At 66.9% G+C, this 26130-nt stretch carries 15 protein-coding genes; 1 reads left to right on the top strand and 14 read right to left on the bottom strand.

The window, feature by feature from the left end; translation table 11 throughout:
* The 6 genes from CBW50_RS20720 to CBW50_RS20695 all read right to left on the bottom strand — a co-directional run.
* Nucleotides 1–1855 (bottom strand): methyl-accepting chemotaxis protein (locus CBW50_RS20720; protein WP_086147296.1); only part of this gene is annotated, 1855 nt, incomplete at its 3' end.
* A gap of 159 nt (nucleotides 1856–2014) precedes the next feature.
* The gene (recD, locus tag CBW50_RS20715; protein ID WP_086147295.1) at nucleotides 2015–3973 is read right to left on the bottom strand and encodes an exodeoxyribonuclease V subunit alpha; all 1959 of its coding nucleotides are present in this window, start codon (nucleotides 3971–3973) and stop codon (nucleotides 2015–2017) included.
* Nucleotides 3963–7637, bottom strand: a complete 3675-nt coding sequence (gene recB, locus CBW50_RS20710; protein ID WP_086147294.1) for an exodeoxyribonuclease V subunit beta — start codon at nucleotides 7635–7637, stop codon at nucleotides 3963–3965. The genes recD and recB overlap by 11 nt, the downstream gene beginning before the upstream one ends.
* Nucleotides 7634–11065, bottom strand: coding sequence for an exodeoxyribonuclease V subunit gamma (recC, locus tag CBW50_RS20705; protein ID WP_086147293.1), 3432 nt, complete (start codon nucleotides 11063–11065; stop codon nucleotides 7634–7636). Before recC ends, recB begins: the two co-directional genes overlap by 4 nt.
* A gap of 75 nt (nucleotides 11066–11140) precedes the next feature.
* Nucleotides 11141–14194 carry a CHASE domain-containing protein gene (locus CBW50_RS20700; RefSeq protein ID WP_086147292.1) on the bottom strand — a complete coding sequence of 1018 codons (3054 nt, stop codon included), beginning with the start codon at nucleotides 14192–14194 and terminating at the stop codon, nucleotides 11141–11143.
* A 109-nt stretch (nucleotides 14195–14303) separates the two neighbouring features.
* Entirely contained in the window at nucleotides 14304–15185 is an 882-nt protein-coding gene (locus tag CBW50_RS20695) for a LysR family transcriptional regulator (RefSeq protein ID WP_086147291.1), read from the bottom strand.
* A 107-nt stretch (nucleotides 15186–15292) separates the two neighbouring features.
* Here CBW50_RS20695 and CBW50_RS20690 point away from each other — a divergent pair, with 107 nt between their 5' ends.
* Complete coding sequence (locus CBW50_RS20690; RefSeq protein ID WP_086147290.1) at nucleotides 15293–16303, top strand: cyclase family protein; 1011 nt, start codon at nucleotides 15293–15295, stop codon at nucleotides 16301–16303.
* A gap of 12 nt (nucleotides 16304–16315) precedes the next feature.
* Here CBW50_RS20690 and cobA read toward each other — a convergent pair whose 3' ends face one another.
* The 8 genes from cobA to iolC all read right to left on the bottom strand — a co-directional run bounded on the left by cobA (nucleotide 16316) and on the right by iolC (nucleotide 26127).
* Nucleotides 16316–17080, bottom strand: coding sequence for a uroporphyrinogen-III C-methyltransferase (gene cobA / locus CBW50_RS20685; RefSeq protein WP_086147304.1), 765 nt, complete (start codon nucleotides 17078–17080; stop codon nucleotides 16316–16318).
* Nucleotides 17081–17094: 14 nt separating this feature from the next.
* Complete coding sequence (locus CBW50_RS20680) at nucleotides 17095–18273, bottom strand: CmpA/NrtA family ABC transporter substrate-binding protein (RefSeq protein ID WP_086147289.1); 1179 nt, start codon at nucleotides 18271–18273, stop codon at nucleotides 17095–17097.
* A gap of 157 nt (nucleotides 18274–18430) precedes the next feature.
* A complete protein-coding gene (locus CBW50_RS20675; RefSeq protein ID WP_086147303.1) occupies nucleotides 18431–19069 on the bottom strand; it encodes an ANTAR domain-containing response regulator in 639 nt (212 codons plus the stop codon).
* Nucleotides 19070–19131: 62 nt separating this feature from the next.
* Nucleotides 19132–20631: a CoA-acylating methylmalonate-semialdehyde dehydrogenase gene (locus CBW50_RS20670; protein WP_086147288.1), complete on the bottom strand. Its 1500-nt coding sequence runs from the start codon at nucleotides 20629–20631 to the stop codon at nucleotides 19132–19134.
* A gap of 13 nt (nucleotides 20632–20644) precedes the next feature.
* The gene (gene iolB, locus CBW50_RS20665; protein ID WP_086147287.1) at nucleotides 20645–21442 is read right to left on the bottom strand and encodes a 5-deoxy-glucuronate isomerase; all 798 of its coding nucleotides are present in this window, start codon (nucleotides 21440–21442) and stop codon (nucleotides 20645–20647) included.
* Nucleotides 21439–22353 (bottom strand): myo-inosose-2 dehydratase, encoded by a 915-nt coding sequence (gene iolE / locus CBW50_RS20660; RefSeq protein ID WP_086147286.1) that lies wholly within the window; start codon nucleotides 22351–22353, stop codon nucleotides 21439–21441. Before iolE ends, iolB begins: the two co-directional genes overlap by 4 nt.
* Before the next feature lies 1 nt (nucleotide 22354).
* The gene (iolD, locus tag CBW50_RS20655) at nucleotides 22355–24184 is read right to left on the bottom strand and encodes a 3D-(3,5/4)-trihydroxycyclohexane-1,2-dione acylhydrolase (decyclizing) (protein WP_086147285.1); all 1830 of its coding nucleotides are present in this window, start codon (nucleotides 24182–24184) and stop codon (nucleotides 22355–22357) included.
* A complete protein-coding gene (gene iolC / locus CBW50_RS20650; RefSeq protein WP_086147284.1) occupies nucleotides 24181–26127 on the bottom strand; it encodes a 5-dehydro-2-deoxygluconokinase in 1947 nt (648 codons plus the stop codon). Before iolC ends, iolD begins: the two co-directional genes overlap by 4 nt.
* Between the last annotated feature and the right edge of the window lie 3 nt (nucleotides 26128–26130).

Genomic DNA, 26130 nt, shown 5'->3' with positions numbered 1-26130 from the left:
GAGCCGGCGCGCGCGCCACGGGCCTGGCGGCCTGCGGCGCTGCCGCCGGCGCCTGCCCCTCATCGAGCTTGAACACGCCCACCACCTGCGCCAGGGTGCTGGCCTGGTCCTGCAGGCTTTCCGCCGCGGCGGCCGCCTCTTCCACCAGGGCCGCATTCTGCTGCGTCACCTGGTCCATTTGCGCGATCGCCTGGTTCACCTGTTCGATGCCCGAGCTTTGTTCCTGGCTGGCGGCCGTGATTTCGCCCATGATGTCGGTGACGCGGCGCACGCTGTCGACGATTTCCTGCATCGTCGCCCCCGCCTCGTCGACCAGGCGCGCACCCGAATCGACCTTGCCCACGGAATCGTCGATCAGCAGCTTGATTTCCTTTGCCGCTCCCGCGGAGCGCTGCGCCAGGCTGCGCACTTCCGTCGCCACCACGGCAAAGCCGCGTCCCTGCTCGCCGGCGCGCGCCGCTTCCACGGCCGCATTCAGGGCCAGGATGTTCGTCTGGAAGGCGATGCCGTCGATGACGCTGATGATGTCGACGATCTTCTTCGATGAATCATTGATCGAGGCCATGGTGTCGACCACCTGCGCCACCACTTGCCCGCCCTTGCTGGCCACGCCGGACGCCGATTGCGCCATCTGGTTGGCCTGGCGCGCATTGTCCGCGTTCTGTTTCACGGTGGAAGTGAGCTCCTCCATCGAGGCGGCCGTTTCTTCCAGCGAGCTGGCCTGCTCCTCCGTGCGCGAGGACAGGTCCTGGTTGCCGGCGGCGATTTCCGACGACGAGACTTTCACCGATTCGCTGGCCGTGCGGATTTTCACCAGCACGGCGGCGATCTTGTCGATGAAACGGTTGAAGGCGCCCGCGATCTGCGCCAGTTCATCCACGCCGGAAGCGTCGAGGCGGCGCGTCAGGTCGCCCTCGCCCGAGGCGATGTCATCGAGCGCATCGCGCACCAGTTCCAGGCGCTTGAGCATCTTGAACACCAGCAGCGACAGCAGCACGGCCGCCGCGCCGGCCAGCAGCACGGCCGTGACCGTGGCCGTCGTCAGCATCGTCTGCAAGGCTTGCATGGCTTCCTGCTGGTCGAGCACCACGGCCAGCAGCCAGTCGGTGCCCGCCACGCGCGTGACGTACAGCTTGCCGTCGCGCTCATTGAGGCGCACGGCCTCGCTCGCGCGCGTGCTTTCCAGCCGGTTGACCTGCGCGGCCGACAGCGCCGCATCGAGTTTCGATACCGGCTGCAGGCTCAGGTCCTTGTTGGCATGGGCGATGATGGTGCCGCTCTGGTCGACGAGGAAGGCAAAGCTGTGCGGCGTCGGCTTGATCGCCACCACGTTGGCAATCACCGTATCGAGCAGCACGTCGGCGCCCGCCACGCCGCTCAGTGCCTCTTTCGGGCCGACGGGCGCCGTAAACGACACCACCAGCTTGTGGCTGGCCGCATCCACGTACGGCGGCGTGAGCATGGGCACGCCGGCCTTGACGGTGTCCGTGTACCAGGCGCGCGCCGTCGGGTCGAAATCGGCCGGGCGGCCCGGATGGGTAAACACGGAGCGCTTGTCCGCGTAACCGATGAACACTTCGGCAAAATCGCCGGCCTTTTCCGCGATCTGGAAGGCGCGCAGCGGATCGGGCGTCTCGGCCGACATGACGACGGAGGCCATGACTTTTTTCTTGCCATCGACCCACTGCGCCAGCACGGCGGACTGGCTTTGCAGCAGCTGCTGCATCTGCTGGTCGGACGACGCCAGCATGCTGCTGCGCGTGGTGACGTAATTGGCGGCCGACAAGGCCAGCATGGACAGGACGACGATGGCCACGCAAATGAGCACCAGCCGCGTGCGAAGGGAAGACAACATGATGGACTCCTCGTTTCGATTTTATTGGCGTGAAACAGTGCTTTTGCACTACTTCACCTACGCAAGCATTTTCACACAAAAAACGGAACAATTATCGTCAATATTCGGAATACAACACATATATTTCCTTACGGAAACGCGTCAAGCCCGATCAAGCCGTCAGCCGATCAATCCTCTCAAGCCGCTGGCGCGCTGCGTGCGGCGCAAAATCGCGTCGAACAGCACGGCCTGCGTGGGCGACACGAGGGTAAAGAAGTCGCGCGCCCGCGTGATGCCAGTGTAGACCAGTTCGCGCGCCAGCATGGCGCCGCCTTCCTGCGGCAGCACCAGCACCGTGTGGCGGAATTCCGAGCCCTGCGATTTATGTACCGTCATGGCGAACGCCGTCTCCACATGGCGCAGGCGCGTGGCCAGCACGCTGCGCACATGCTCGCCTTCCAGGAAATACACGCGCAGGGAGCCGGGCCGCGCAGGGTCGCGCAGGGTCAGGCCGATGTCGCCATTGAACACGCCCGTGCCGTAGTCGTTGCGCGTGACCATCACGGGACGGCCCACATACCACTCGCTGCGGCGTATCAAGCCTTCCTTTTCCAGCCGCAGCTCGATGGCCGTGTTCAGGCCCGCCACGCCCCACTCGCCCTCGCGCACGGCGCACAGGATGCGGAACGACTCAAAACTGAGCAGCACGGCGCGCACCCAGTCGTCATACTGCGCGTACGCAGCTTCACCGGCATTCAGCAGTTCCAGATAGGGCTGGTAGCCGCCCGGCGCATCCGCGCGCCCGCGCAAGGCCAGGCGCAGCACGTCTTCCTGCTGCGCCGGCACGCTCCACGCCAGCTGGCCGCCGCTGTCGCCGGCGAAGCACGCTCTGGCCAGGTCAGGCTTGCCCGCATTCACGGCCAGCGCCAGCTCGCCGATCGGACCGCTGAAACGGTGGCTGTGGCGCAGCATCACCGTCTGCTGCGCCAGCGCACCGGCGTTACCGGCAAACTGCGCGGGAATGGCCACGCCGCTGGCCGCCTGCGCATACGCGATGGTATCGACCGCGTAGCCGCCCGCCTGCGCGTCGTGGCACAAGTCGCCCAGCACGGCGCCCGCTTCCACGGACGCCAGCTGGTCCTTGTCGCCCAGCAGGATCAGGATGGCGGCGGAAGGCAAGGCGTCAAGCACCGAGGCCATCATCTCCAGGTGCACCATCGACGCCTCATCGACGATCAGCACGTCGACGTCGAGCAGATTGCCCGCATGGTGGGCAAAGGCGCGCGTGTCGGGCCGCGCGCCCAGCAAGCTATGCAGGGTGCGCGCCGCGCCCATGCGGCGCGCCAGTTCCAGCAGCGGCAAGGCTCCCCCGACCTTTTCCGCCAAGCCGCTCAAGGCCTTGTCGATCGACTGTTTCAGCCGCGCGGCCGCCTTGCCCGTCGGCGCGGCCAGCGCGATGCGCAGCTGCTCCGGCTGCGGCGAGACGGCAAACAGCAAGGTCAGCAAACTGGCCACCGTGTAGGTCTTGCCCGTGCCCGGGCCGCCCGTGATGATGGCCACCTTGCCGCGCAGGGCGACGGCGCAGGCCACTTTTTGCCAGTCCGGGCCGCCGTCCTGCGTGGGCTGGTCGAACAGGATATCGAGCCATTGCCGCACCTGCGCCAGCGGCGGGTTGACCAAATCCTGCGCGCGCGCAGCGATTCTGCCGCCCACCAGGGTCTCGTCGCGCCAGTAGCGGCGCAGGTACAGGCGGTCGCCGTCGAGCACCAGCGGCTGCTGCACGTCGGGCGYCCCCACCCGCCACACCTGCGGCGCGCCGGCCAGCAGCGCGCGCCAGCCGTCGGCGCTGCCCGGCAGCGGACCGGAAACGGCCAGCACGGCATGCCACAGCTCCTCGCTCCAGCCCAGCAGCTGCGACGGCTCGCCCGCCAGCTCAAACAGCATCAGACAGCTGTGGCCCCGCCCTTCCAGCTCGGACAGCACCACGCAGGCCACGGCCAAGGCGGGCGCATCGGGGCCGCCGTCATCCAGGCTGGCGATGAAGCGGGCAAAAGCGGCGCTCAGGCGGCGCAGATGGCCATCCCCGGCGACGCCGTCGACGTGGCTGAACAAGGCATTCATTTGCTCGCTATGCTGCATGATGTTCCGCTTCTTCTGACAATAATTGATCGAGGCCGTCCAGCAGTTCCAGCTGCGGCGCCAGCCAGTAGCAGCCATGCGTGTCCGCATTCGCGATCCCGCGCAGGAACAGGAAGATGGCGCCGCCCAGGTGTTCGGCCGGTTCGTAGGCGTCGCCGAGCCGGCTTTTCAGCAGCCGGTGCAGGGCCAGCATGTAGATGGCGCCCTGGATGTCGTAGCGGTGCTGCGCCATGCCGCCCGCCAGCGCGGCCGTGTGATAGGCGGCGTCGTTGGCGCCCAGCGCGTTCGACTTGTAGTCGAGCACCCAGTAGCGCCCATCCCGTTCGATGACCAGGTCGGCAAAGCCTTTCAGCATGCCGTGCAGCTGGCGCCGCGGCAGCGCGGGACGCGGCGCGCCGCCCAACAGCAAGCGCGTGCACAGCTGGTCGAGCGCGCCCGTGGACAGATGCTCGCTGGGGAACCAGAACTCCATCTCGGACAGGGTGCTGTCCAGTTCAGACAGCGACGCATCGAGCAGCGGCAGCGGCGTGACGGCGATTTCCCGGAGCCAGGCGATGGCGTCTTCCTGGCGGTGGCCCCAGCCGGCCCGCTCGCAGCGCGCGGCCAGGCGCGTGGTGAAATTGTCATCGTGGACGCTGTCAAAGCCTTCGCTGCCCATCCACTCGAGCTGCTCGTGCAGGAAGTTGCCGGGCACGGAGCCGCGCGGGAAGCGGTGCCAGGGCGCGTCGCCCGTCTGCAGCGGCGACACGGCTGGCGCGCCCGCGCCGTCTTCCAGCAAGGTTTCTTCCAGCGCCCGCTGCGGCACGTGCGCGGCCGCCATGGCGCCGATCTGGCGCGTCAGCGAGGTAAAGCTGCCCACCGACCAGTCGCGCTCGAATTCGCCCGCGAACACGGGCGCGGGCCGCAGCTCGGGACGCCGCTCCACGCGGTCGAGCACCGTGCAGGCATCGGGCTGCGCCAGCGAGCCCACGTAGATGGCGTCGCAATTGCCCGCCACCTGCTGCCAGCGCGGCAGCAATTGCTCAAACGGCAGCTTGTCGCCGCCCGTCAGCAGGTAGCCGAGCGCCGATTCGTGCAGGGTGTTCTCGCCCGCCTTGCGCGCCGCCAGCGCGGCCACGCCCAGCCACAGGAAATGGCGCGCGCGCGTCAGGGCCACGTACAGCAGGCGCAGGTCTTCCTCGATGCGCGCCTCTTCCACCAGCGCCATGGCCTCGTCGGACAGCGACAGGTCGAGGCGGCGTTCGCCTTTTTCATCCGCATAGTCGAAGAAGCTGCGGTTGCGCTTGTCCACCTTGCGCGCCGTGACGGCGAACGGCAGATACACCAGCGGATACTCGAGGCCCTTGGACTTGTGCACGGTGATGACCTTGACCAGCTCCGCGTCGCTTTCCAGGCGCAGCACGCGCTCGTCGCCGTTTTCGCCCTCGCCGGCGATCTGCTCGGCCAGCCAGCGTATCAGCGCCTGCTCGCCATCGAGCTGGCGGCTGGCCGACTGAAGCAGTTCAGCCAGGTGCAGCAGATTCGTCAACCGCCGCTCGCCGCCCGTCTGCTGCAGCAGCATGGCCGGCAGCTGCAGCTCGTGGATGAAGCGGCGCAGCATGGCCAGCACGCCCTGGCGCTGCCAGATCAGGTGCAAGGCCTTCAATTGCTCGACCCGGCGTTCCCATTCCAGTTCGTCGCTGGACAGCCGCGCCAGCTCGCCCAGCGGCAAGCCGATGGTGCGCGTGGCAAACGCGGCGCGCGCCAGGCCGCCGTCGAGCGGATTGGCCAGCGCCGCCAGCCAGCGCAGCACGTCGGCCGCTTCCTCGCTGTCGATGACGGAATCCTTGTCGGACAGGTAGACGCTGGCGACCCGGCGGCGCGCCAGCGCGCGGCGGATGGCCGCCGCCTCCTTGCGGTCGCGCACGAGGATGGCGATATCGGCCGGCTGCAGCCGCACGAACCCGTCGGGACCGTCGAAACCGGCTTGCGCATCGCCCAGCATGGCGACGATATGTTCCGCGCAATGCTGCGCGAAATACTCGCGGTAGCTGTCGCCGCGCAGTCCTTCATCGCTGGCGCAGGCGGCCAGCAGGGCCGGCAGCGGGCCGCCAGCGTTCAGCAGCCGCTCGTCGCGGCCCTTGGCGTCGACAGCCTCGAACGGCAGCGGATTTTCATCGCCTTTGCGGTAGCGGAAGGCGCCAGCTGGCACCTCGGCGCGCTCGGCGTGCAGGAACAGCTGGTTGACGGCCGCCACCAGGGGCGCCGTCGAGCGGTAATTGGTGCCCAGCTGGTAGTGGCGGCCCGTGGTGGCGCGCCGCGCCGCCAGGTAGCTCTGGATGTCGGCGCCGCGAAAGCCGTAGATCGACTGCTTCGGGTCGCCGATCAGGAACAGACCTTGCGCTGGATCATTCTCTGCTATGCGGTACAGCAAATTGAAGATCTGGTACTGTGCCGGGGCCGTATCCTGGAATTCATCGACCATCGCCAGCGGATACTGGTCGACGATGCGCTGGCGCAGGGCCGCGCCGTTTTCTCCGGCCAGCGCGTCGTGCAGGCGCTGCAGCATGTCGGCAAAGCCGAACTGGCGCGACTGGCGCTTTAGCTGATCCATGCGCCGCGCGATGGCCGCCGCCGCATGCAGGTGCAGCTTGTGCGCCAGCGGCGTGATGGCCGCCAGGGCCGTCCCCAGCGCCTCCGTATGTTCGAAACACTCGGGCACCTGGGCCGTGAAACTCTTGGCAAACGCATCCTCGATGCCGAACGGCGTCAGGCGCTCCCACGCCTTGGCCGTGATGGCCGGCAGCAGCAACAGCGGATCCTGCGCCCAGCGGCGCAAGCCGTCGAACCATTTCGCCAGGTTTTCCGGCTTCATCTTGACGCCGTTAAAACACTTGGGATTGGCGGCGCGGTGCTCGTTGATCCAGACGGCCATCTGCTCCGTGCGCTCGACCCAGCCCGCCTTCAGGGTGGCCAGCTGCGCGGCCAGCGCCCGCTGTTCGCGCGCGATCAGCGCCGACAAGGGCTCCTCGTCGGCCATGCGCATGCTGCCGGCGCGCCGGGCCAGCTCGCGCGTTCCCTTCTTCAACGCTGCCACGTCGGGCCAGCAATCGAGCAGCACGTCGAGCGCCTGCGGCGGCAAGGGATAGACTTGCTGGCGCCAGTAATCGTGGGCCGCATCCTCGAACAGCGCTTGCTCGTCGCTGACCAGTTCTTCGTCGAACAGGCTGCCGCTGTCGAACGCGTGCTCGCGCAGCATGCGCTGGCACCAGGCGTCGATGGTGAAGATGGCCGCTTCATCCATCGTCTCGGCGGCCAGCATCAGCCGGTGCGCGGCCTTTTGCCGTTCGCTCTCGTCCGGATAGGATTCGAGCAAGGCGTCGAGAAACGGGTCGCTGCCGCCGGATTCGTGGCGGAACTCATTACGAAAATACGCGGCCGCCTCGATCAGGCGCTCGCGCACGCGGTTCGACAGTTCGCGCGTGGCGGCGCGGGTAAACGTCATCACGAGGATGTCGGCCGGCAGCAGCGGGCGGCTGAAGCGGCTGTCGTTGTCGCCGTGACCCAGCACGAGCCGCACGTACAGCGCGGCGATGGTCCAGGTCTTGCCGGTGCCGGCGGACGCCTCGATCAGGCGCGAGCCGTGCAGCGGAAACGCCAGGGGGTTGAGCAGGTGGCTCGTCATGGTTCTTCTCCCGCGCCATCATCGGGCGCGCTGATCGGGTCGATCGTGATGTGTTGCTGCAGCCAGTCGGCCAGCGGGCCATACAGCTCGCGCGTGCAGTCTTCCCATGCTTCCTCCGCGGCCAGGGCGGAAAACTCGGGCCACAGGCGCGCCAGGCACAGCTCATCGCGCTCGCCCGACACGTCAAAGCCGCCGTCATACACGGCGCGCGGGTCGCCCTGCTGCACCAGCGCCAGGCCCGTCTTGCAAGCCGTCGGCAGCGGATGGTTCATGCCTTCGCGCCACAGCGCCAGCAAGGTGGCCAGCGCATCGCGCGACGTGGCCGGGTCGAGCGGCGCCATGCTGACGATGGCGTCGCGCGCCACCAGGTAGCCGGTGACGGGGAAACCGAGGGCGGCGGCGGCCAGCTGGCGCAGCCACATCAGCATCAGCTTGTCGCCGCGCGCCAGGCCGCCCTTGTCCGTCACCTTCGAGGAAATTTGCATCAGCCAGGCCGTGTCCCGCCCGTTGCTGCACAGTCTGTCGAGCCAGTCGTCGATCTGCACGTCGCCGAACGCCAGGTTGATGGCGCGCTTGTCGGCCGCCAGCGGGAACGAGGCGCGCAACGACAGCCATGCGCTGCGCACGGGCACCAGCGCCTCGACCAGCTGCGCCTGCACCTGCCGGCCGATCAGGCCGATGGGCAGCACGCCTTCGCGCGCCAGGCGTGCCGCGCGCGCTTCCAGGCTGCTGCGCACGTCGTCCAGTGCTTCCACGGCGCCGCCGTCATCGAGCATGGTGTCTTCCAGCAGGTAGCGCTCGAGCGCGTTCAGGCCGAACGGCTCCTCATCGTCGCCCAGCATGGCCGCATCGGCAAAATGCACGCTGAGGCGGCGGCGGAAAAAGTACTTGACGGGCTGGCGCAGAAAGCTGGCCAGTTCGCCCAGTTTCAAACGCGTGCCTGGGTCGAGTTCGTACGGTCCCAGCGCCGGCTCCCCCGCCTGCGCAGCCGCATCCGCATCGGCATCGGCATGCGCCACGCGCCATTCGCGCGCATAGGTCAGCAAGCCGCCCGCCTCGAAATAGCGGCGGCTGAACGGCTGCAGCGCGTGCTCGGTAGTGAGCGATACCAGGTGGCGGTCCAGCGACCAGCCGGCCGCCAGGTAGTCGCGCAGCTGCGATACCAGCACGGACGGCGGCTGCTCGGAATTGTCGCGCACATTGCGCCCCACCCAGCTCACGTACAGCTTGTCGCGCGCGGCCAGCAAGGCTTCGAGCATCAGGTAGCGGTCGTCGTCGCGGCGCGAACGGTCGCCCGGGCGGGCCATGCCGGGCAAGGCCAGCAAGTCGAAATCGGCCTTGGGCGCGCGGCGCGGGAAGTCGCCATCGTTCATGCCCAGCAGGCAGACGACGCGGAACGGCACGGCGCGCATCGGCATCAGGGTGCAGAACGTGACGCCGCCGGAGACGAACTGGTGATTCAGGGTCGGTTCGTCGAGCGCGCCCAGCCACGCCACGCGCAGCACCGACAAGGGCACCTGCTCGACAAAGCCCGCGTGCCCGCAGGTTTCCAGCCAGCCCTGCAAGGCGCCTTCCAGCTGCGCCAGGGTCAGGCGGTCGCCCTCGTCGTCGGCGTCAAAGAAGGCGGCCAGCAGCGCGCGCGCCTGCTCGCCCCACTCGGCCGGCGTGCGCGCGCCGGCCAGCACGCTGCGCCAGTGCAGCAGCGCCTCGACCAGCTGCGCCAGCGAGCCCGCCAGCGCCGCATCGAGGCCGCCCACTTCCGCATACGGCTCGATGCCGCCAAAGCTGGCGCCACTGCCGCTGGCATAGCCGAGCAGCATGCGCCGCACGCCGAAGATCCACGCGTTCTGCTCGCCGGCCGCGCCCAGCCCCAGGCCGGCGCGGTGTTCCTGGTCCAGGCCCCAGCGCACGCCGGCGCCCTCGATCCACGCCCCCAGGGTGGCCAGGTCGTCCGGCTGCAGGCCGAAGCGGGCCGCCAGCGCCGGCACGTCGAGCAGGTCGCGCACCTCGCTCTGGCGACAGCGCTGCTGCGGCAGGTGCAGCAGCCACTCAAGCGCGACGAGCAGCGGATTGACGCTGCGGTCCTTCACGTCGCCGATCTCGAACGGGATGAAACGCTCGTCATTGCGCCGGTACTGGCCGAAGACGGCGTGGATGGCGGCCGTAAACGTGTCGATGTCGGGCACCATCACCACCACGTCGCGCGGACGCAAGCCCGTCTCGCCGCTCCCGGCGAACATGGCCAGCAACTGGTCGTGCAGCACTTCCACTTCGCGCTGCACGCTGTGCGCCACGTGGAATTCGATCGAACGGTCGGCCGCATCGGGCGGCGTTTGTTCATGCTCGGCCAGCGGGCGCAGTTCGCGGATGGCCACCTGCACCTGCTGCAGCAGGGTCTCGCCCGTTTCCTCGCCAAACAGGTCGATGCGCAGGCTGTCGTCGCGCCCTTCGGCATGCGCGTGTTCGTCGAATTCGTCAAGCATGCGGATGAAATCGCGCCCCTGCCGGCCCCAGCTCGCCAGCAGCGGGTGGCTGTGCGCATGCAGGGCTTCGAGCGGAATCTCGGCCAGGTCGGTGCCGTTGCGCTGCTGTTGGCGTTTGTTGGCCGCGCGCAGCAGGTCGCGCCCCTCGATGATGTCGCCCCAGTAGAACTGGCATGGATTCGGCACGGCCAGCACCACCTGCGTGTGGCGCGCCAGCGCGGCCAGCGCCTGCAAGGTCTGGTACGGCAAGGCCGACACGCCGAACAGCACCACCCTGCGCGGCAGCTTGCCCGCAGGCGCATCGCCGGCGGCAATCGCCGCCAGGAAGGCGTCGTGGATGTCGGCGCGGCCCGTGTCGCGTTCGAACGGCTCCACGTCGGCAGCCACGGCGCGCCACAACTGCGCCTGCCAGCGCTGGTCTTCCTGCAAGACGATGGACTCGCCGCGCGCCGTGCGCAACTGGTCGCGCCCCGCCGCCCAATCGGCCAGCCAGTCGGCGCGGTAGACCTGGTACTGGTCGAACAGGTCGGCCAGACGCTCGGCCAGCTGCAGCCGGCGTTCCGCGTCGCCATCGGCAAGGAAATAGCGCAGCGGCGCGAAGACGGGATCGGCCAGCAAGGACGGCAGCAGGCGCATCAAACGCCACGTCAGCGGCGATTTATCGAACGGCGACACGCGCGGCACCCTTTCGCGCCCCAGCATGCCCCGGTAGCTTTCCCACAGCAGGCGGGCCGGCAGTGCGATGCGCGTGGCGGCGCACACTTTCATTTCCTCGGCCAGCGCGATTTTCAGCCATTCGGCCACGCCGTTCGACTGCACCAGGAAAATGTCCGTCTCCAGCGGCGCCAGCGGATGCTGCCGCAGCCACTGGAAGACGGCGGCGCGCAGCTGTTCCAGCTGGTTGCCGTGCAGGATGAGTAGGCCGGGCGTGACGGTTGTTTGCATGCTGATCCGATGGGTTGCCGCGCGCCCGCCGGAACGGCCGGGCGCGCCAAAGCCGTATTATCGCCGCTCCCTGCGTCAGGGGGCGTCGCTGGCGGCAAATTCCAGTGAAATTTGTTCAGCCACCCGGGCCAGGGCCGGCGCCAGGGCCGTCAGCAAGGCGCGCGCCTGCTGCATGTCGCCGCCCAGGCGCAAGCCTTCGATCGACAGGCACAGCGCGGCGAAAGCGTGCGCGCCCACGGCCAGCGCCGACGATTTGCTGCGGTGGCCCAGGTCCGCCAGGCGGCCCAGGTCTTCCAGCGCCATGGCCTGCTCCATTTCGGCGATGCCGTCGCGCGCCGTATCGAGGAACAGCTGGGTGTACTTGCGCATCTTGACTGCGTCATTGCTGAACGTGAGCGCCAGGGTGGCCAGGTCGAGGATGGCCGTATCGCGCGAGTCCGGCGCCCCATGCACGGCAGGCGTCGTCCCGTGCGCCGTGGCGGCGGACAGGCTGGCCGGCGGCGCGTGCCCAACGCCGCCGATGCCGCCAATACCGCCACGCAGGCGGAACCACTTTGCCAGCAGGTGGAACAGCAGATTCGGCGCGATCGGCTTGGTCACGAATTCATCCATGCCCGCCTCCAGGCAGCGGGCGCGGTCTTCGCTGCCCGCATTGGCCGTCATGGCGATCACCAGCAGGCCCGCAAGCTGCGGGTCGGCGCGGATGCGGCGCGTCGTCTCGAAGCCGTCCATCTCCGGCATCTGCACGTCCATCAGCACGCAGTCGTAGCGCTGGCGCGACAGCAGCTCCAGCGCCTCACGGCCATTGCCAGCCACGCAGACGGTGGCGCCCGCGTCTTCCAGCAATTCGCAGCCCACCTGCTGGCTGAAGACGTTATCTTCCACCAGCAGGATGGAGGCGCCGCGGATCACGCCCAGCACCTCCGGCTCCACCTCGGCGATGCCGTCGTCGCTGGCCTGCGCGCATTTTTCCAGGCGCGCCGTAAACCAGAAAGTGCTGCCCAGGCCCGGCTGGCTGTACACGCCCACCTTGCCGCCCATGAGTTCAGCGAGCTGCTTGCTGATCACCAGCCCCAGTCCGCTGCCGCCATACTTGCGCGTGGTCGACGGGTCGGCCTGGTGGAAGGAGCGGAACAGTTGCCCCACCTCTTCCTGGTTCATGCCGATGCCCCGGTCCTGCACTTCGAAGCGCAGCATGGTATGGCTGCCGCGCTCCTCGGACTGGCGCACGCGCACGAAGATGCTGGCATTGTCGGAGAACTTGATGGCGTTGCTGGTCAGGTTCAGCAAGACCTGTTCCAGGCGCAGCGGATCGCCGCGCCAGCGCTGCGGCAGTTCGGAGGCGATATCGAATTGCAAAATCAGGCCCTTGAGGGAGGCCGCGTCGCCCAGCTGGCTGGCGATGTTCGCCAGCAGCGTGTCGAGGCGGAAGTCCAGCACTTCCAGTTCCAGCTTGCCCGCCTCGATCTTGGAAAAGTCGAGGATGTCGTTGATCAGGCCCAGCAAATGCTGGCCCGAATGGTAGATCTTTTGCAGATAGTCGCGCTGGCGCACATCGGCCACCGATTTCAGGGCCAGGTGCGCCATGCCGATAATGCTGTTCATCGGCGTGCGGATTTCATGGCTCATGTTCGACAGGAAGTCGCTCTTGGCCTGGCTGGCCGCGTCGGCCTGCTCCTTCAGGCGGTGCAGCTCCGTCACGTCCGTGGACAGGCCGATCAGGCCCGTGACGGGGCCGGGCAGGCCCAACGGCACCTTCACGCTCCACAGGTGGTGCACCTGGCCCTGCGCATCGACGAAGCGCTCCTCGCCGACGAACTTGACGCCGCTGTCGAACACCTGGCGCTCCGTGCGCCGCGCGGCGGCGGCCGCGTCGCCCACCATCAAATCGCCATCCTGGCGGCCGATCACCTGTTCCACGGCGCGCCCCAGGATGGTTGCCGTGCGCGCGTTCACGTAACGGTAGCGCAGGTCGGCATCCTTCATGTAGACGTAGGCGTCGACGCTGTCGAGCACCGTGTCGAGCAGGGTGCGCTGCGCCACCGCGCTGCGGCGCGAGCGGTACAAGGTATAAATATAGCCATAAATGAGCAAAGTGCCGGCCACGCCGACGGCCAGCGCCAGCCACGGGAAATAACGGTCAAAACCGCTGTACAGCTCCGCCTTGCGCACGCGGAAATGGGCCTTCCACTGGCCGCCCTGGTACACCACGGGCAGCACGCGGTCGAAATACGCGGCGTCGCTGCCCGGCTGCGGCGGCGGCGTTGCCAGGTCACTGTCATCGTTGAACAGCAGGCGGTCCTGCGGCGTGATGCGCAGCAGGCCATTGGCCGGCAGCGGGTCGGCGGCGCTGTACAGGGTCAGGTGCAGCGGCTCGAGCGCGCTGCGTTCGAGCGCGCTGTGCACCAGCTGCGCCACGCCGAAGCCGATGCCCACGGACCCCTGATAGGCGGCGCGGCGCTCGGCCACGCTTCCCTGCGGCATGCCGTTGCGGTACACGGGCAGGCGCATGCCCAGTCCCACGTGCGCGGGCGGCCCCTTGATCATGATCACCTGCCCCGACGCGCCGACCTCGCCGCTGTCGCGCGCCTGGGCCAGGGCCCGCGCCACCAGCGGGTTGGCGCCGATATCGACGCCCATGCGCTCGCGCAGCAGGGAATCGGGCTCCAGGTAAGTGAGCACCGTGTATTCGGGCCGCTCGCCGGGCGGGCGGATGGTGAAATCGGGATAGCCGCGCGGCGCCAGGCTGGTATCGCGACGCACGCCGTCGATATATGCCGCGCGCTGCGCCTGCGAGAGCGCCACCGCATAGTTGACCGATTCGATGGCGGGAAACTGGCGCGCGATATCGAGGCCGGCCACGTAATCGTGGAACTGGCGGCGCGACAGCTGCGCCGAGGTGCGGAACAGGGCTTCGAGACCGCGCAGCAGGTCGGAATAGCTTTTCACCCGCGTGGCCAGGCTATGCTGGGCGCCAGACGTCAGGTTGTCGAAACGCTGCTCGGCATCGTCATTGACCGTGCGCGCCGCGCCCGCATACAGCGCGCCGCCGACCGCCAGCGCCAGCAGCAGCCCGCCCGCCCATATCCCGATGCCTGATCCCGTCCCGCCCTTGCTCAAAGTGTGCATTGTCGATCGCTTATTCCGGTTCTATCAGGTACGAGGATACTATCAAAGCCCCTGCCCGACGCGCCTGTCAGCGAAAAAAAGCGCGCGCGATGGTTGCCCTGGAAAGCAGCTACAGCGCCGCGGCCAGGAAGTCGCAGAAGGCGCGCACCTTCTGCTGCACGTGGCGGCCATCGGGCATCAGGGCAAACACGCCGCGCCTGGCCATGGCGTGCGAGGGCAGCACGCGCACCAGGGCGCCGCTGGCCAGCAGCGGCGCGGCGACGAACGAAGGCAGCGCGCCCACGCCCACGCCGGCCACCAGCATGTCGGCCAGCAGCAGGCTGTTGTCGGCGGAAAAGCGCACGGGCAGCACGATGCTGCTCGTCCCTTCGGGTCCGGCCAGCTGCCAGACGCCGGGGCTGTCGGCCAGGCGGTAGGCCAGGCAATCGTGGCCATGCAGGTCCGGCGCCCGCACCGGCGTGCCGCGCCGCGCCAGGTAGGCCGGCGCGGCGCAGATCATCTGCTCGACGTCGCCCAGGCGGCGCGCCACCAGGGTCGAATCGGCCAGCGCGGCGCGGATGCGCAGCGACACGTCGTAGCCCTCGCCCACCACGTCGCGCAAGCGGTCATCGAGAGTCAGCTCCAGCTTCACCTCCGGGTAACGGGCCATGAAGGCGGGCAGCAGCGGCGAGAGCACCTTCAGGCCGAAGGACAGCGGCACGTTCACGCGCAGCCGCCCCGCCACCTTGCCGGTGCAGCCGCGCGTGGCCAGTTCCAGCGCGGCGATCTCGTCGAGCAGGCGGCAGCATTCCAGATAGTAGGCGCGGCCGCCGTCCGACAAGCTCATGCGCCGCGTCGTGCGCACCAGCAGCACGGTGCCCAGGCGCTCTTCCAGCTGGCGCACCTGCTTGCTGACGGCCGCCGCCGACTGGTTCAGCTCCAGCGCCGCCTTGCTGAAACTGTCGCGCTCGACCACCGTGCGAAATACGCGCATGAGCGCCAGTACATCCATCATTCTTTCCTTCTGGTTGAATATCTTATTATTTTATCGCTGATTATCATTAAAATGGAAAACAATATGATGGCGCTTCTTTCTTCACCTGATACGAGGAGCACGCCATGTTCACCTTTCCGACCCCATTGAAAACCGCACCGCTGCTGCTGGCCCTGCTGGCAGGCGCAGTACAGGCCGGCCCGGCCGCCCCGGCCACGCCCGCCCTGCCCGAAGTGGGCGTCAGCCCCTGGGGCCCGAAGGACGAGATCGGCCGCCTGAACCTGATGACGCCGGCCTCGCGCGCCGCCATCCTGGCCCGCATCGACGGCGGCAAGAGCTACGATCTGGCCGTCGATTTCTATATCGGCATGCCCAGCTGGCAGGCGGCAGGCGACCCGCCCTACCAGATGTGGATGACGCATACGCCGAAAGGCAACGTGGTGGCCGACTCAATGAACGTGGGCGAACAGATGAACCGCCACGTCAGCTACACGGGCTCGGCCGTCTCCATGTATGCGCACATGGGCACGCATATCGACGCCCTGAACCATTTCGGCCTGAACGGCAAGATCTGGAACGGTTTTACGGAGGAGCAGTACCTGGGCGACCGGGGCTGGACCGTGACGGGCGCGGAGAAATTGCCGCCCATCGTCGCGCGCGGCGTGCTGATCGACGTGGCCGTGGCCAAGGGCTTGTCGCAACTGCCCGACAATTACCGGGTCACGCGGCAGGACCTGCGCGCGGCGCTGGCGCAGCAGAAAGTGACGCTGGAACAGGGCGACGTGGTGCTGATACGCACGGGCCGCATGCAGCACTATGAGCAGGCGCAAGCGTACATGGCCAATCCCCCCGGCCTGTCGCTCGATGCGGCGAAATTCCTCGTGGAAGACGGCGGCGCCATGGTGGTGGGCGCGGACAACCTCAGTTTCGAGGCGTTCCCGTCCGAAGTGGCGCACAATTACCTGCCCGTGCACACCTATCTGCTGGCGCAGCAGGGCGCGCCCATCCTGGAACTGGTCGACCTGGAAGCCTTGTCGCGCGACAAGGTGTACCAGTTTGCCTTCATCGGCGCCTCATTGAAATTCCGTGGCGGCGACGCGGCGCCCATCCGCCCCGTGGCGCTGCCGATCCGCTAGGCGCCGACAGGCTCAGACGGCGGCGGCCAGCAAAGCACCATGCTCACCCCAGGCGTCGGCGCAGCGCACCACGTCGCCCACGACGATGATGCTGGGGCTGCCCAGGCCGCTGGCCGGCAAGTCGGCGGGCAGCGCCTGCAAAGTGCTCAGCAACTGGCGCTGCGCCGGCAGGCTGGCCGATTGCACCACGGCCACGGGCGTGCCGGGCGCCATGCCGCCGGCCAGCAAGCCGGCCTGGATGGCCGCCACCCTGGCCACGCCCATGTAGATGACGAGCGTCAGGCCGCTTTGCGCCAATGCCGCCCAGTTCGGCTCGGAGGCGCTATCCTTGCCGTGGCCGGTGACGAAGATGGCGCCCTGGCTCCGGCCGCGGTGCGTCAGCGGCACGCCGATGCCGGCTGGCGCGGCCACCCCGCTGCTGATGCCGGGGATCACCTCGACGGCCACGCCGTGGCTGCGCAGGCAGGCACGCTCTTCGCCGCCGCGCCCGAACAGGTAGGGGTCGCCTCCTTTCAGGCGCACCACGTGCAGGCCGGCGCGCGCTTCGGCCAGCATCAGCCGTTCGATGAACGCTTGCGGCGTGGACGCGCAGCCGCCCCGCTTGCCCACCTCGACCACGCGCACGCCGGGTGCCGCATGGCCAAGGATGGCCGGGTTGACGAGGTCGTCGATCAGCACCACGTCGGCCCGCGCGATGGCCTTTACTGCCTTGATCGTCAGCAGGTCCGGGTCGCCGGGACCGGCGCCCACCAGGGTTACGCTGCCACATTGCGCCATGATGACATCTCCCATTAAAAAAAGTGACCGATGGCAAACGATGCCGCGTACGCTTCCGGCGCGCTGCCGTCCCACACGACGCCGTCGCACAGGATCGACGCACGCATGGGGGTCTTCGGCACGGGCGTGGCCGTCATTTCGGCCGCCTGGCGGTACAGGTCGGTGCGGTTGACCTGCCCCGCCACGCCAAGGTAGTCAGGCGCATCGCGCAGCAAGCCCCAGCGCCGGTGCTGGGTCATGAACCACATGCCGTCGGACAGATAGGGGAAATTGACGGCGCCATCGCCGTAAAACTTCAAGCCATGCGTATCGTTCCACGTCTTGCCCAGGCCATCCTGGTAGTGGCCGAGGATGCGCGGCGCCAGCATTTCCTGCGGCGTATGCAGATAGGCGGGCTCGGCCAGGGTGGCGGCCATTTCCAGCCGGTTGGCATCGCTGGCGTCGATCCAGCGCCCCGCCTCGAGCACGGCGGCGATCAGGGCCCGGCAGGTATTCGGATGCTGCTGCGCAAAGGCCGCGCTGGCACCCAGCACCTTGCCCGGATGGTCGGGCCAGATCGCCTGGCTGGCGACGGCCGTCACGCCCACGCCCTCGACGATGGCCTTGTAGCCCCATGGCTCGCCCGCGCAAAAGCCATCCATCTGGCCCGCGCGCAAGGCCGCCACCATCTGCGACGGCGGCACCGTCATCACGTGCGCGTCGCGCAGCGGATCAATGCCATGCGCGGCCAGCCAGTATTGCAGCAGCATCGCATGATTGCCGGTCGGAAAAGTATGCGCGAACGCAAACGGCCGCGATGCGGCCCGCATGTGGCGCGCCAGCGATGGGCCATCATGGGCGCCGTCGCGCGCCAGCGCCGCCGACAGGGTCACGGCCTGGCCGCTGTGATTGAGATTCATCAATACGGCCATGTCGCGCTGCTGCCCGCCTATGCCCATCTGCACGCCATACACGAGGCCATACAGCACGTGGGCCGCATCGAGTTCCCCATTGTGCAGCTTGTCGCGCACGCCGGCCCATGACGTCTCGCGGCGCAGTGCGATCTTGATGCCGTATTTTTCATCCAGGCCCAGCCTTGACGCCATCACCAGCGAGGCGCAATCGGTCAGCGGCAGGTAGCCGATGCGTATCGTCTGTTTTTCCGGCTGCAGGGTGCGCGCCACTTGCGCGCTCTCGCCCATTTTCTCAGTCATACCATTCCTTGCTGATAAATACTGTTTTGCCGCGCCGCCATGGGCACGGTTCTCCCCGTCCAGCAGCAAGGAACGTGCCCGTGCACGCCCGGTCTGGTCCGGCTGGCATTGCACCGCCATGGTGCGTTGCACCAGCATGTGTCAGGAAATGGACGTTTCATCCCAGCAAGTCCTCCACGTCGAGGATGCGCTGGGCGATGTCGGCCAGCTTGAGTTTCTTGTTCATGGCCATGCTGCGCAAGCGCTGGTAAGCCTGCTCTTCCGTCAAGCCGTGATGCGTCATCAACAGGCCCTTGGCCCGCTCGATCACTTTGCGTTCCAGCAATTTGTGCCGCGATTCGTGCAATTCGGCCCGGAGTTTTTCTTCCTGGCGGAAGCGCGCCAGCGCCACGTTGAGCACAGGCAAGATGCGTTCGGCCTGCAAGCCGGCCACGATGTAGGCGGAGACGCCGGCCGCCATGGCTGCGTCGATGCTGGCCGTGGCGCCGTCTTCCGTAAACAGGACGATGGGACGGCGCTCGTCGCGCGTGGCGATGACGATGTGTTCGAGCACGTCGCGCGCGTCCGATTCCGCGTCGATGATGATGAGGTCGGGCTGCAGCTGGGCGATGCGCTCGGGGAGGTAAAGGTCGGCTGGCAGCGAGGCGACGATGTCAAAACCCGATTCCAGCAAGCCGATGCGCAAGGCATTGCCACGCTGCACTTGCGCCGCCCACGCCGCGTCCCCGTGCACGCCGTGCTCGACGATGGTATTGACGACAACGATGCGCAAAGGCTGGGTACGGCTGGACGTCATGGTGGCGGTCTGCAATGGCTGAACACAACCATTGCAGTAAGCAAGAAGCGAACCAGCTGGATTTACTTGAGTGTCGGCATGGCAAACTCGGCGCCCGCCGCCGTTGAGGCGGGCCAGCGCTGCGTCACGGCCTTCTGCTTCGTGTAGAAACGCACCGCTTCCGGCCCGTGCGCGTGGTGGTCGCCGAACAGGCTGCGCTTCCAGCCGCCGAAGCTGTGGAAGGCCATCGGCACGGGGATCGGCACGTTCACCCCCACCATCCCGACCTGCACCCGGTGCGTGTATTCGCGCGCCGTATTGCCGTCGCGCGTATAAATGGCCGTGCCATTGCCGTATTCATGGGCGTTGACCAGCTCCAGCGCCGTGGCGAAATCGGGCACGCGCACGATGCACAGGACGGGACCGAAGATTTCTTCCTTATAAATCGTCATCTCCGGCGTCACATGGTCGAACAGGCTGCCGCCGAGGAAAAAGCCGCGCTCATAGCCGGGCAGCACGAAACCGCGGCCGTCGGCCACCAGGCTGGCGCCTTCCTTGACGCCCGTGGCGATGTAGCCGGCGATCTTGTCCTTGTGCACCTGCGTCACCACGGGCCCCATTTCCGCCTTCAAATCCATGCCTTGCGTGATTTTCAGGGCCGCGATGCGCGGCACCAGCGCTTCCACCAGCTGGTCGCCCACATTGCCGACCGCCACGACGACGGAAATGGCCATGCAGCGCTCGCCCGCCGAACCGAAGGCGGCGCCCATCAGGGCGTCCACCGTCTGCGCGATATCCGCGTCCGGCATGACCACCATGTGGTTTTTCGCGCCGCCCAGGGCCTGCACGCGCTTGCCCTGCGCGCAGCCGGTGGCGTAAATATACTCGGCGATCGGCGTGGAACCGACAAAGCTGACGGCGCGCACGTCCGGATGATGCAGCAAGCCGTCGACGGCCTCTTTATCTCCCTGCACGACGTTGAAGACGCCGTCGGGCAAGCCCGCGTCCGTGAGCAGCTGCGCCAGCAGCAGGCTGGCGGACGGATCGCGCTCCGACGGTTTCAATACAAAGGTATTGCCGCAGGCAATGGCCATCGGGAACATCCACATCGGCACCATCACGGGAAAATTGAACGGCGTGATGCCGACACAGACACCGAGCGCCTGGCGGATCGACCAGGCGTCGATGCCGCCGGCCACCTGCTCCGAATACTCTCCCTTCATCATTTGCGGGATGCCGCAGGCAAATTCCACCACTTCGATGCCGCGCGTGACTTCGCCCTTGGCATCCGTAAACACTTTGCCGTGCTCGGCGGTAATCAGGGCGGCCAGTTGGTCGGAATGTTCTTCCAGCAATTCCTTGAACTTGAACATGACGCGGGCGCGGCGCAGGGGCGACGTCTGCGACCAGGCGGGAAAGGCCGCGTGGGCAGCGGCCACGGCCGCGTTCAGCTCGGCGGCAGTGGCCAGCGCCACCTTCGCCGTCACCTCGCCCGTGGCAGGATTGAAGACATCGCTCGTGCGCTCCGAGCGCGAAGTCATGGGGTTGCCACCAATAAAGTGGCCGATTGTCGGGGTCATCATATCTTGTCCTTGATTATTTGGTCTGCATCAGCCATTCATGGGCCGGGTCATTTTTAAAATGCCACACGCGTTTCGGGCCGGCCATCACGTTCAGGTAATAGCCGTCGTAGCCATACGGCACGGTGACGGGGTGGTAGCCCCTGGGCACCATCACCACATCGTGGTTTTCCACGGCCATGGCCTCATCGATGGAACGGTCATCCGTGTAGACGCGCTGGTAGGCAAAGCCCTGCTCCGGATTGAGGCGGTGGTAATAGGTTTCTTCCAGAGAACTTTCCTGTGGAACATTGTCGCTGTCGTGCTTGTGCGGCGGATAGCTCGAGGAATGACCGGACGGCGTGACTACCTCGACCACCAGCAAGCCGTCCGCCTCGGCCGTCTGCGGCAGGATGTCGCACACATAGCGCGTATTGGCGCCCTGGCCGCGCACGGAGCGCGCCATGCTGGCCGGCTCGATCAGGCGCGCCGGACGGTGCGTCGTGGCCGGCGCGCTGCACAGGGCGACCTCGGCAGCGCTCACGGCCGTGATGCCGACCGTTGTTTCCAGCGGCACATACACGGCATACGGCGAGCGCTCTTCAAACACGCTGGCGCGATTGCCGATGGCTTCCCAGGTCTGTCCGCCCGCCTGCACGGTGACGGTGCCCGTCAGCACGACGATGCACAGCTCGCGGCCGCCCGTGTCCAGCTTCAGGGCCTCGCCGGGCGCCAGGCGGTGGGCGGCAAAGCCCACGTGCGTCCAGCCGGCCGATTCCGGCGTGACCTCGACGATAGCGGAGCCCGCCCGGGCCTTGACCAGCAGCGGGCTCATGCCGCCTCCCTGCCCAGGCGGGGAATCGCGTCGACCAGGCTTGCCAGGTAGTCGTGGCCCATCTTCGCGTACTGGTAGCTGGGCGCCACGGCCGGGTCCTGTTCCGCCTCCACCACCAGCCAGCCCTCGTAGCCATGCAGATACAAACGCGTCAGGATGGCCGGGAAGTCGATGCAGCCGTCGCCGGGCACGCTGAAGGCGCCATTGATGACGGCCTGTAAAAAACTCCAGTGGCCATTGCGGGCCAGTTTCACCACGTTCGGCCGCACGTCCTTGCAATGCACGTGGCAAATCCTGTCGATATGCTTGTTTAAAACCGCCAGCGCGTCGCCGCCGGCAAAGGTGATATGACCCGTATCAAACAGCAAGCCCACTTCCGGGCCCGTCAAGGCCATCAGTTGATCCACGTCAGCGGGGGTTTCCACGTAGGCGCCCATGTGATGGTGGTAGGCGAGGCGCACGCCGTGCGCCAGCAGGTGGGCGGCAAACGCCGTCAATTTGTCCGCGTAGTCCTGCCATTGCTGGGCGGACTGGAAACGCGGACGTTTATACAGGGGGCGCGCTTCGCCCTGGATGGCGTCGGCCACCTCGCCGTAGACCATGACGGTGGCGCCGCTGTCGGCCAGCAGCCGCAAATGCGGACCAACAGACGCGATCTCCTCTTCCACCGAGCGGTGCGCCAGGCGGCCCGAATACCAGCCGGAGACACACGCCAGGCCATATTTCCCCAGCACGGCGTTCAGGGACGGGGCATCCTTGGGAAACTTGTTGCCCAGTTCGAAACCCACGTAGCCGATCTCGGCGCCTTCTTTCAAGGCCGTTTCCAGGGGCGTCTCGCCACCCAGGCTCGGTAAATCGTCGTTCATCCACGAGATCGGGTTGATGCCGATCCTGACATTCCATGTAGTCATCTCAATTCCTTTGTTTCAGGCGATCGTTTTCATAACGGGCACGGGCCGCTTGCACGCCGGCTTGCGTGGAGACCTCGGGCACGGCCACTTCCCACCAGCAACCACCCTCCTCGGTCGTGCGCGCGGCGTCCGTATTGATGCAGATCAGATACGTGCGGGAAGCTCCCCGGGCGCGCAGCATGGCTTGCTCCAATTCTGCGATACTGGCCACGTGCTCGCTCAAGGCGCCCAGCGACTGCGCATGCAGGGCGAAGTCGATGCGCGGTGCGCTGTCGGGCAACATATTGTTGAACGAGGCATTGCCGCAGGCCTGCTGCAGGCGGTTGATGCAGCCATAGCCGCGGTTGTCGAGCACGACGACGATGAGTTTCTTGTCCAGCATGACGGAAGTGGCGATTTCCGAATTCATCATCAGATAGCTGCCGTCGCCCACCATGACGATGACCTCGGCGTCGGGCTGCGCCATCTTGACGCCGAGGCCGCCGGCGATCTCATAGCCCATGCACGAATAGCCGTATTCCATGTGGTAGCCGCCCGGCGTCGATGTTCTCCACAGTTTATGCAGTTCGGCCGGCAGGGTGCCCGCCGCGCAGACGACGATGTCGCGGGTGGTCGAGTCCGGTGAAGAACGCTGCACGGCGCCGATGACTTCGCCGTCGTACGGCAAGCCGGCCACTTCCCGTTTTCCCGTGATCGCCAGCACGGTGTCGCGCCACGCGCTCCCTGCCTGCTGCGCCCGGTCCAGCCACTGGCCCGCGCTGTTCCAGCGCTCCAGGCGCTGCGACAGGCCCTGCAAGCCGAGCGTCGCGTCCGCCTGCAGGCCCAGGCCACGGCGCTTCAGCACATCGAATGCGTTGACGTTCAGGCTGAGCAGTTGCGCTTGCGCAAACAGGGAATTGGAGCCCGTCGTGAAATCCTGCAAGCGCGTGCCGACGGCCAGCACCACGTCGGCCTGCGCCGCCAGGCTGTTGGCGGCGGGCGAACCGGTCACGCCGATGGCCCCCAGCTGCAATGGATGATCCCACGGCAGGGAACTCTTGCCCGCCTGGGTTTCCGCCACGGGAATGCCGTGGCGCTCGGCAAACGCCTGCAGGGCGGCGCTGGCCTTGCCGTACAGCACGCCGCCGCCGGCCACGATCAGCGGCTGTTTCGCGTTTCTCAGCAGCAGCGCGGCATCGTCCAGTTCCTGCTCGACGGGCGGCACGGCGCGAAAACGCACGACACGCGGCGCAAAGAATTCTTCCGGATAGTCATACGCCATCGTCTGCACGTCTTGCGGCAAAGATAAAGTAACGGGGCCGCAGGCGGCCGCGTCCGTCAAGGCGGCTATCGCCCGCGGCAAGGCAGTGAGCAGTTGCTCCGGATACACGATGCGGTCGAAATAGCGCGATAAAGGTTTAAAAGCATCGTTGACCGAGACGCTGCCATCGGTGGCGTCTTCGAGCTGCTGCAAGACGGGGTCCGGCGCGCGCGAGACGAAGACGTCGCCGGGCAAGAGCAGGACCGGCAGGCGGTTGACGTGCGCCAGCGCGGCGGCCGTCAGCAGATTCGTCGCACCGGGACCGATGGAACTGGTCACGGCCATCATGCGCCGGCGCATGTGCGCTTTCGCATAGGCGATGGCCGCATGCGCCATCGCCTGCTCATTGTGCGCCCGATACGTGGGGAAGCTGTCGCGGTACTGGTACAGCGCTTCGCCCAGGCCCGCCACATTGCCGTGGCCAAAGATGGCGAAAGCGCCGCCAAACAAGGCTGCGCCCTCCTCGGTACGCAATGCCGACAGATAGCGCACCAGCGCCTGCGCCATGGTCAAACGAACGGTGGCGCTCATGCCGCACGCTCCAGTCGGTTACGCGTGCGCTGCCACAGGGCAATCAACAGCTCGAAATTGGCCCGTACGGCGGTAATCAGGCCCGCATCGTCAAGCTCGCCGGCCAGCCAGCGGCGGCTCGGTTCCTGGAAGATGGTGCGACCGACCATGAAACCCTTGCAGGTGCTGCTGGCGCTGGCCTGTTCGAAACTGGCGGCCAGCTTGTCGATGGGGGCGTTCAACCCCAGCAGGACGACGCCACGGCAATGCGGATCGCGCTCGTGCACGAGGGCATCGATGGCTTGCCATTGCTTGGCCGACATACTTTCCAGCTTCCACCATTCCGGATAGATGCCCAGGTTGTACAGGCGCTTGACGGCGCGCAAGACGGTATCGTCACCCTGCGGCAAGGCGTCCGACGGTATGACTTCGAGCAACAGTTCGTGACCGCTCACTTGCGCCGCGTCATACAGGGCCTTGATCTGCGCTTCCTGCTCCAGGCGGTTTTCCACGGCGTCGTCCGGGTGCAGCTGCACCAGGCATTTGATCACGTGTTCCTTCGGCCAGCTGAGCAGATGCGAGCCGATCGAGCGGCCCCAGTCGAACTGCAGCGGGTTTGATCCCGGCAATTCCACGGGACGGCCTATCCACCAGCCCCGTCCCGTTGCATCGTTGAGAGCGTCGACGCCATAGCGGCCATCGATCAGCACGCCCGTCTTGCCGGCCAGCTGCAAGGCCGTTTCCGTCTGCGCCACGGCTTGCACCATCAATTGCTTCAAGGCCCAGATACGCGATTCGGGCGCGCCCGCTTGTTGCGCCAGCTCAAAGAATTGCGTGCGGTGATCGAACGCAAACACGCACAGTTCGTCCCACTGCGGGCGCGCCACCGTCGTGCGGTGCAGGCGCGACAAGGTGGCGTCCTGGTCCGGTTGCGTCAGTTTGGCCGCATTGGCGAGGAAATAATCGAGCTCCACGGGCGACGGCATGGCCGGCGCGCAGCCGTGGCGCGACACGACGAGCGCGCCGCAGCCGTTCGCATAGCGGCAGCACGCCTCGTAATCCTCGCCGCGCAGCCAGCCTTTCAGGAAACCGGAAAGAAAAGCGTCGCCCGCGCCGAGCACATTGAGCACCTCCACCCGCACGCCGCGGTAGTTATAGGCGTCATCCAGACTGGCCGGCACCACGCTGTCGATGACGGCGCTGCCCAGCGGCCCCCGCTTGACGACCAGGGTCGCCAGGGTGGCGGCCCGCACGGCGCGCAGGGACGCCATGATATCAAAGCCGCCGCCGGCGATCATGAATTCCTCTTCCGTGCCGACGATCAGGTCGAACTGCGGCAGGATCGCCTGCAAGTGGCGGGTGACGCCTTCGTTCGAGACGAAGCGCGTTTCGCCGTCCGCCTTGCCCGACAAGCCCCACAGCACGGGCCGGTAATCGATATCGAGCACGGTGCGCACATTATTGGCGCGCGCCAGTGTGAGTGCCTGCGTGCTGACGGCGTGCATGGCGGCGGTGGAGAAATGCGTGCCGGTGATCAACAGCGCCTTGCTCGAGGCAATGAAGGCCGCATCCACCGACGCGGCGTCGATGGCCATGTCGGCGCAATTTTCGCGATAAAAGATCAGCGGGAAGGTGTTCTTGTCCTTGATGCCCAGCATCACGAGCGCCGTCAGGCGGTCGCGGTCGATGCCGACATGGCTGACGTCGCAGCCCTCCTGCGCCAAAGTATCCGTCAAGAAACGCCCCATGTGGTCGTCGCCCACTTTCGACAGCATGGCGGACTTCAGGCCCAGGCGGGCCGTGCCGAAGGCGATGTTCGCCGACGAGCCGCCCAGGTATTTGGCGAAACTCGTCGCGTCTTCCAGCGGGCTGCCGATCTGCTGCGCGTACAGGTCCACCGCCAGGCGGCCCAGGCAGATCACGTCGAGCGCGCGGCCCTGGGCAAATTGTGTCGGGTTATTCATGGT

Origin of the sequence: Janthinobacterium sp. GW458P (assembly GCF_002127585.1) — a bacterium.
GTDB lineage: Bacteria > Pseudomonadota > Gammaproteobacteria > Burkholderiales > Burkholderiaceae_D > Janthinobacterium.
This window is presented reverse-complemented; position numbering and strand designations above follow the sequence as displayed.

Bases quoted from the DNA above. Each gene is read 5' to 3' on its own strand.
- cobA (WP_086147304.1), bottom strand. From the start codon at position 17,080: ATGGCGCAATGTGGCAGCGTAACCCTGGTGGGCGCCGGTCCCGGCGAC.
- CBW50_RS20690 (WP_086147290.1), top strand. From the start codon at position 15,293: ATGTTCACCTTTCCGACCCCATTGAAAACCGCACCGCTGCTGCTGGCC.
- iolD (WP_086147285.1), bottom strand. From the start codon at position 24,184: ATGAGCGCCACCGTTCGTTTGACCATGGCGCAGGCGCTGGTGCGCTAT.
- iolB (WP_086147287.1), bottom strand. From the start codon at position 21,442: ATGAGCCCGCTGCTGGTCAAGGCCCGGGCGGGCTCCGCTATCGTCGAG.
- iolE (WP_086147286.1), bottom strand. From the start codon at position 22,353: ATGACTACATGGAATGTCAGGATCGGCATCAACCCGATCTCGTGGATG.
- recB (WP_086147294.1), bottom strand. From the start codon at position 7,637: ATGACGAGCCACCTGCTCAACCCCCTGGCGTTTCCGCTGCACGGCTCG.
- CBW50_RS20675 (WP_086147303.1), bottom strand. From the start codon at position 19,069: ATGACGTCCAGCCGTACCCAGCCTTTGCGCATCGTTGTCGTCAATACC.
- CBW50_RS20695 (WP_086147291.1), bottom strand. From the start codon at position 15,185: ATGGATGTACTGGCGCTCATGCGCGTATTTCGCACGGTGGTCGAGCGC.
- CBW50_RS20700 (WP_086147292.1), bottom strand. From the start codon at position 14,194: ATGCACACTTTGAGCAAGGGCGGGACGGGATCAGGCATCGGGATATGG.
- recC (WP_086147293.1), bottom strand. From the start codon at position 11,065: ATGCAAACAACCGTCACGCCCGGCCTACTCATCCTGCACGGCAACCAG.
- CBW50_RS20680 (WP_086147289.1), bottom strand. From the start codon at position 18,273: ATGACTGAGAAAATGGGCGAGAGCGCGCAAGTGGCGCGCACCCTGCAG.
- iolC (WP_086147284.1), bottom strand. From the start codon at position 26,127: ATGAATAACCCGACACAATTTGCCCAGGGCCGCGCGCTCGACGTGATC.
- CBW50_RS20670 (WP_086147288.1), bottom strand. From the start codon at position 20,631: ATGATGACCCCGACAATCGGCCACTTTATTGGTGGCAACCCCATGACT.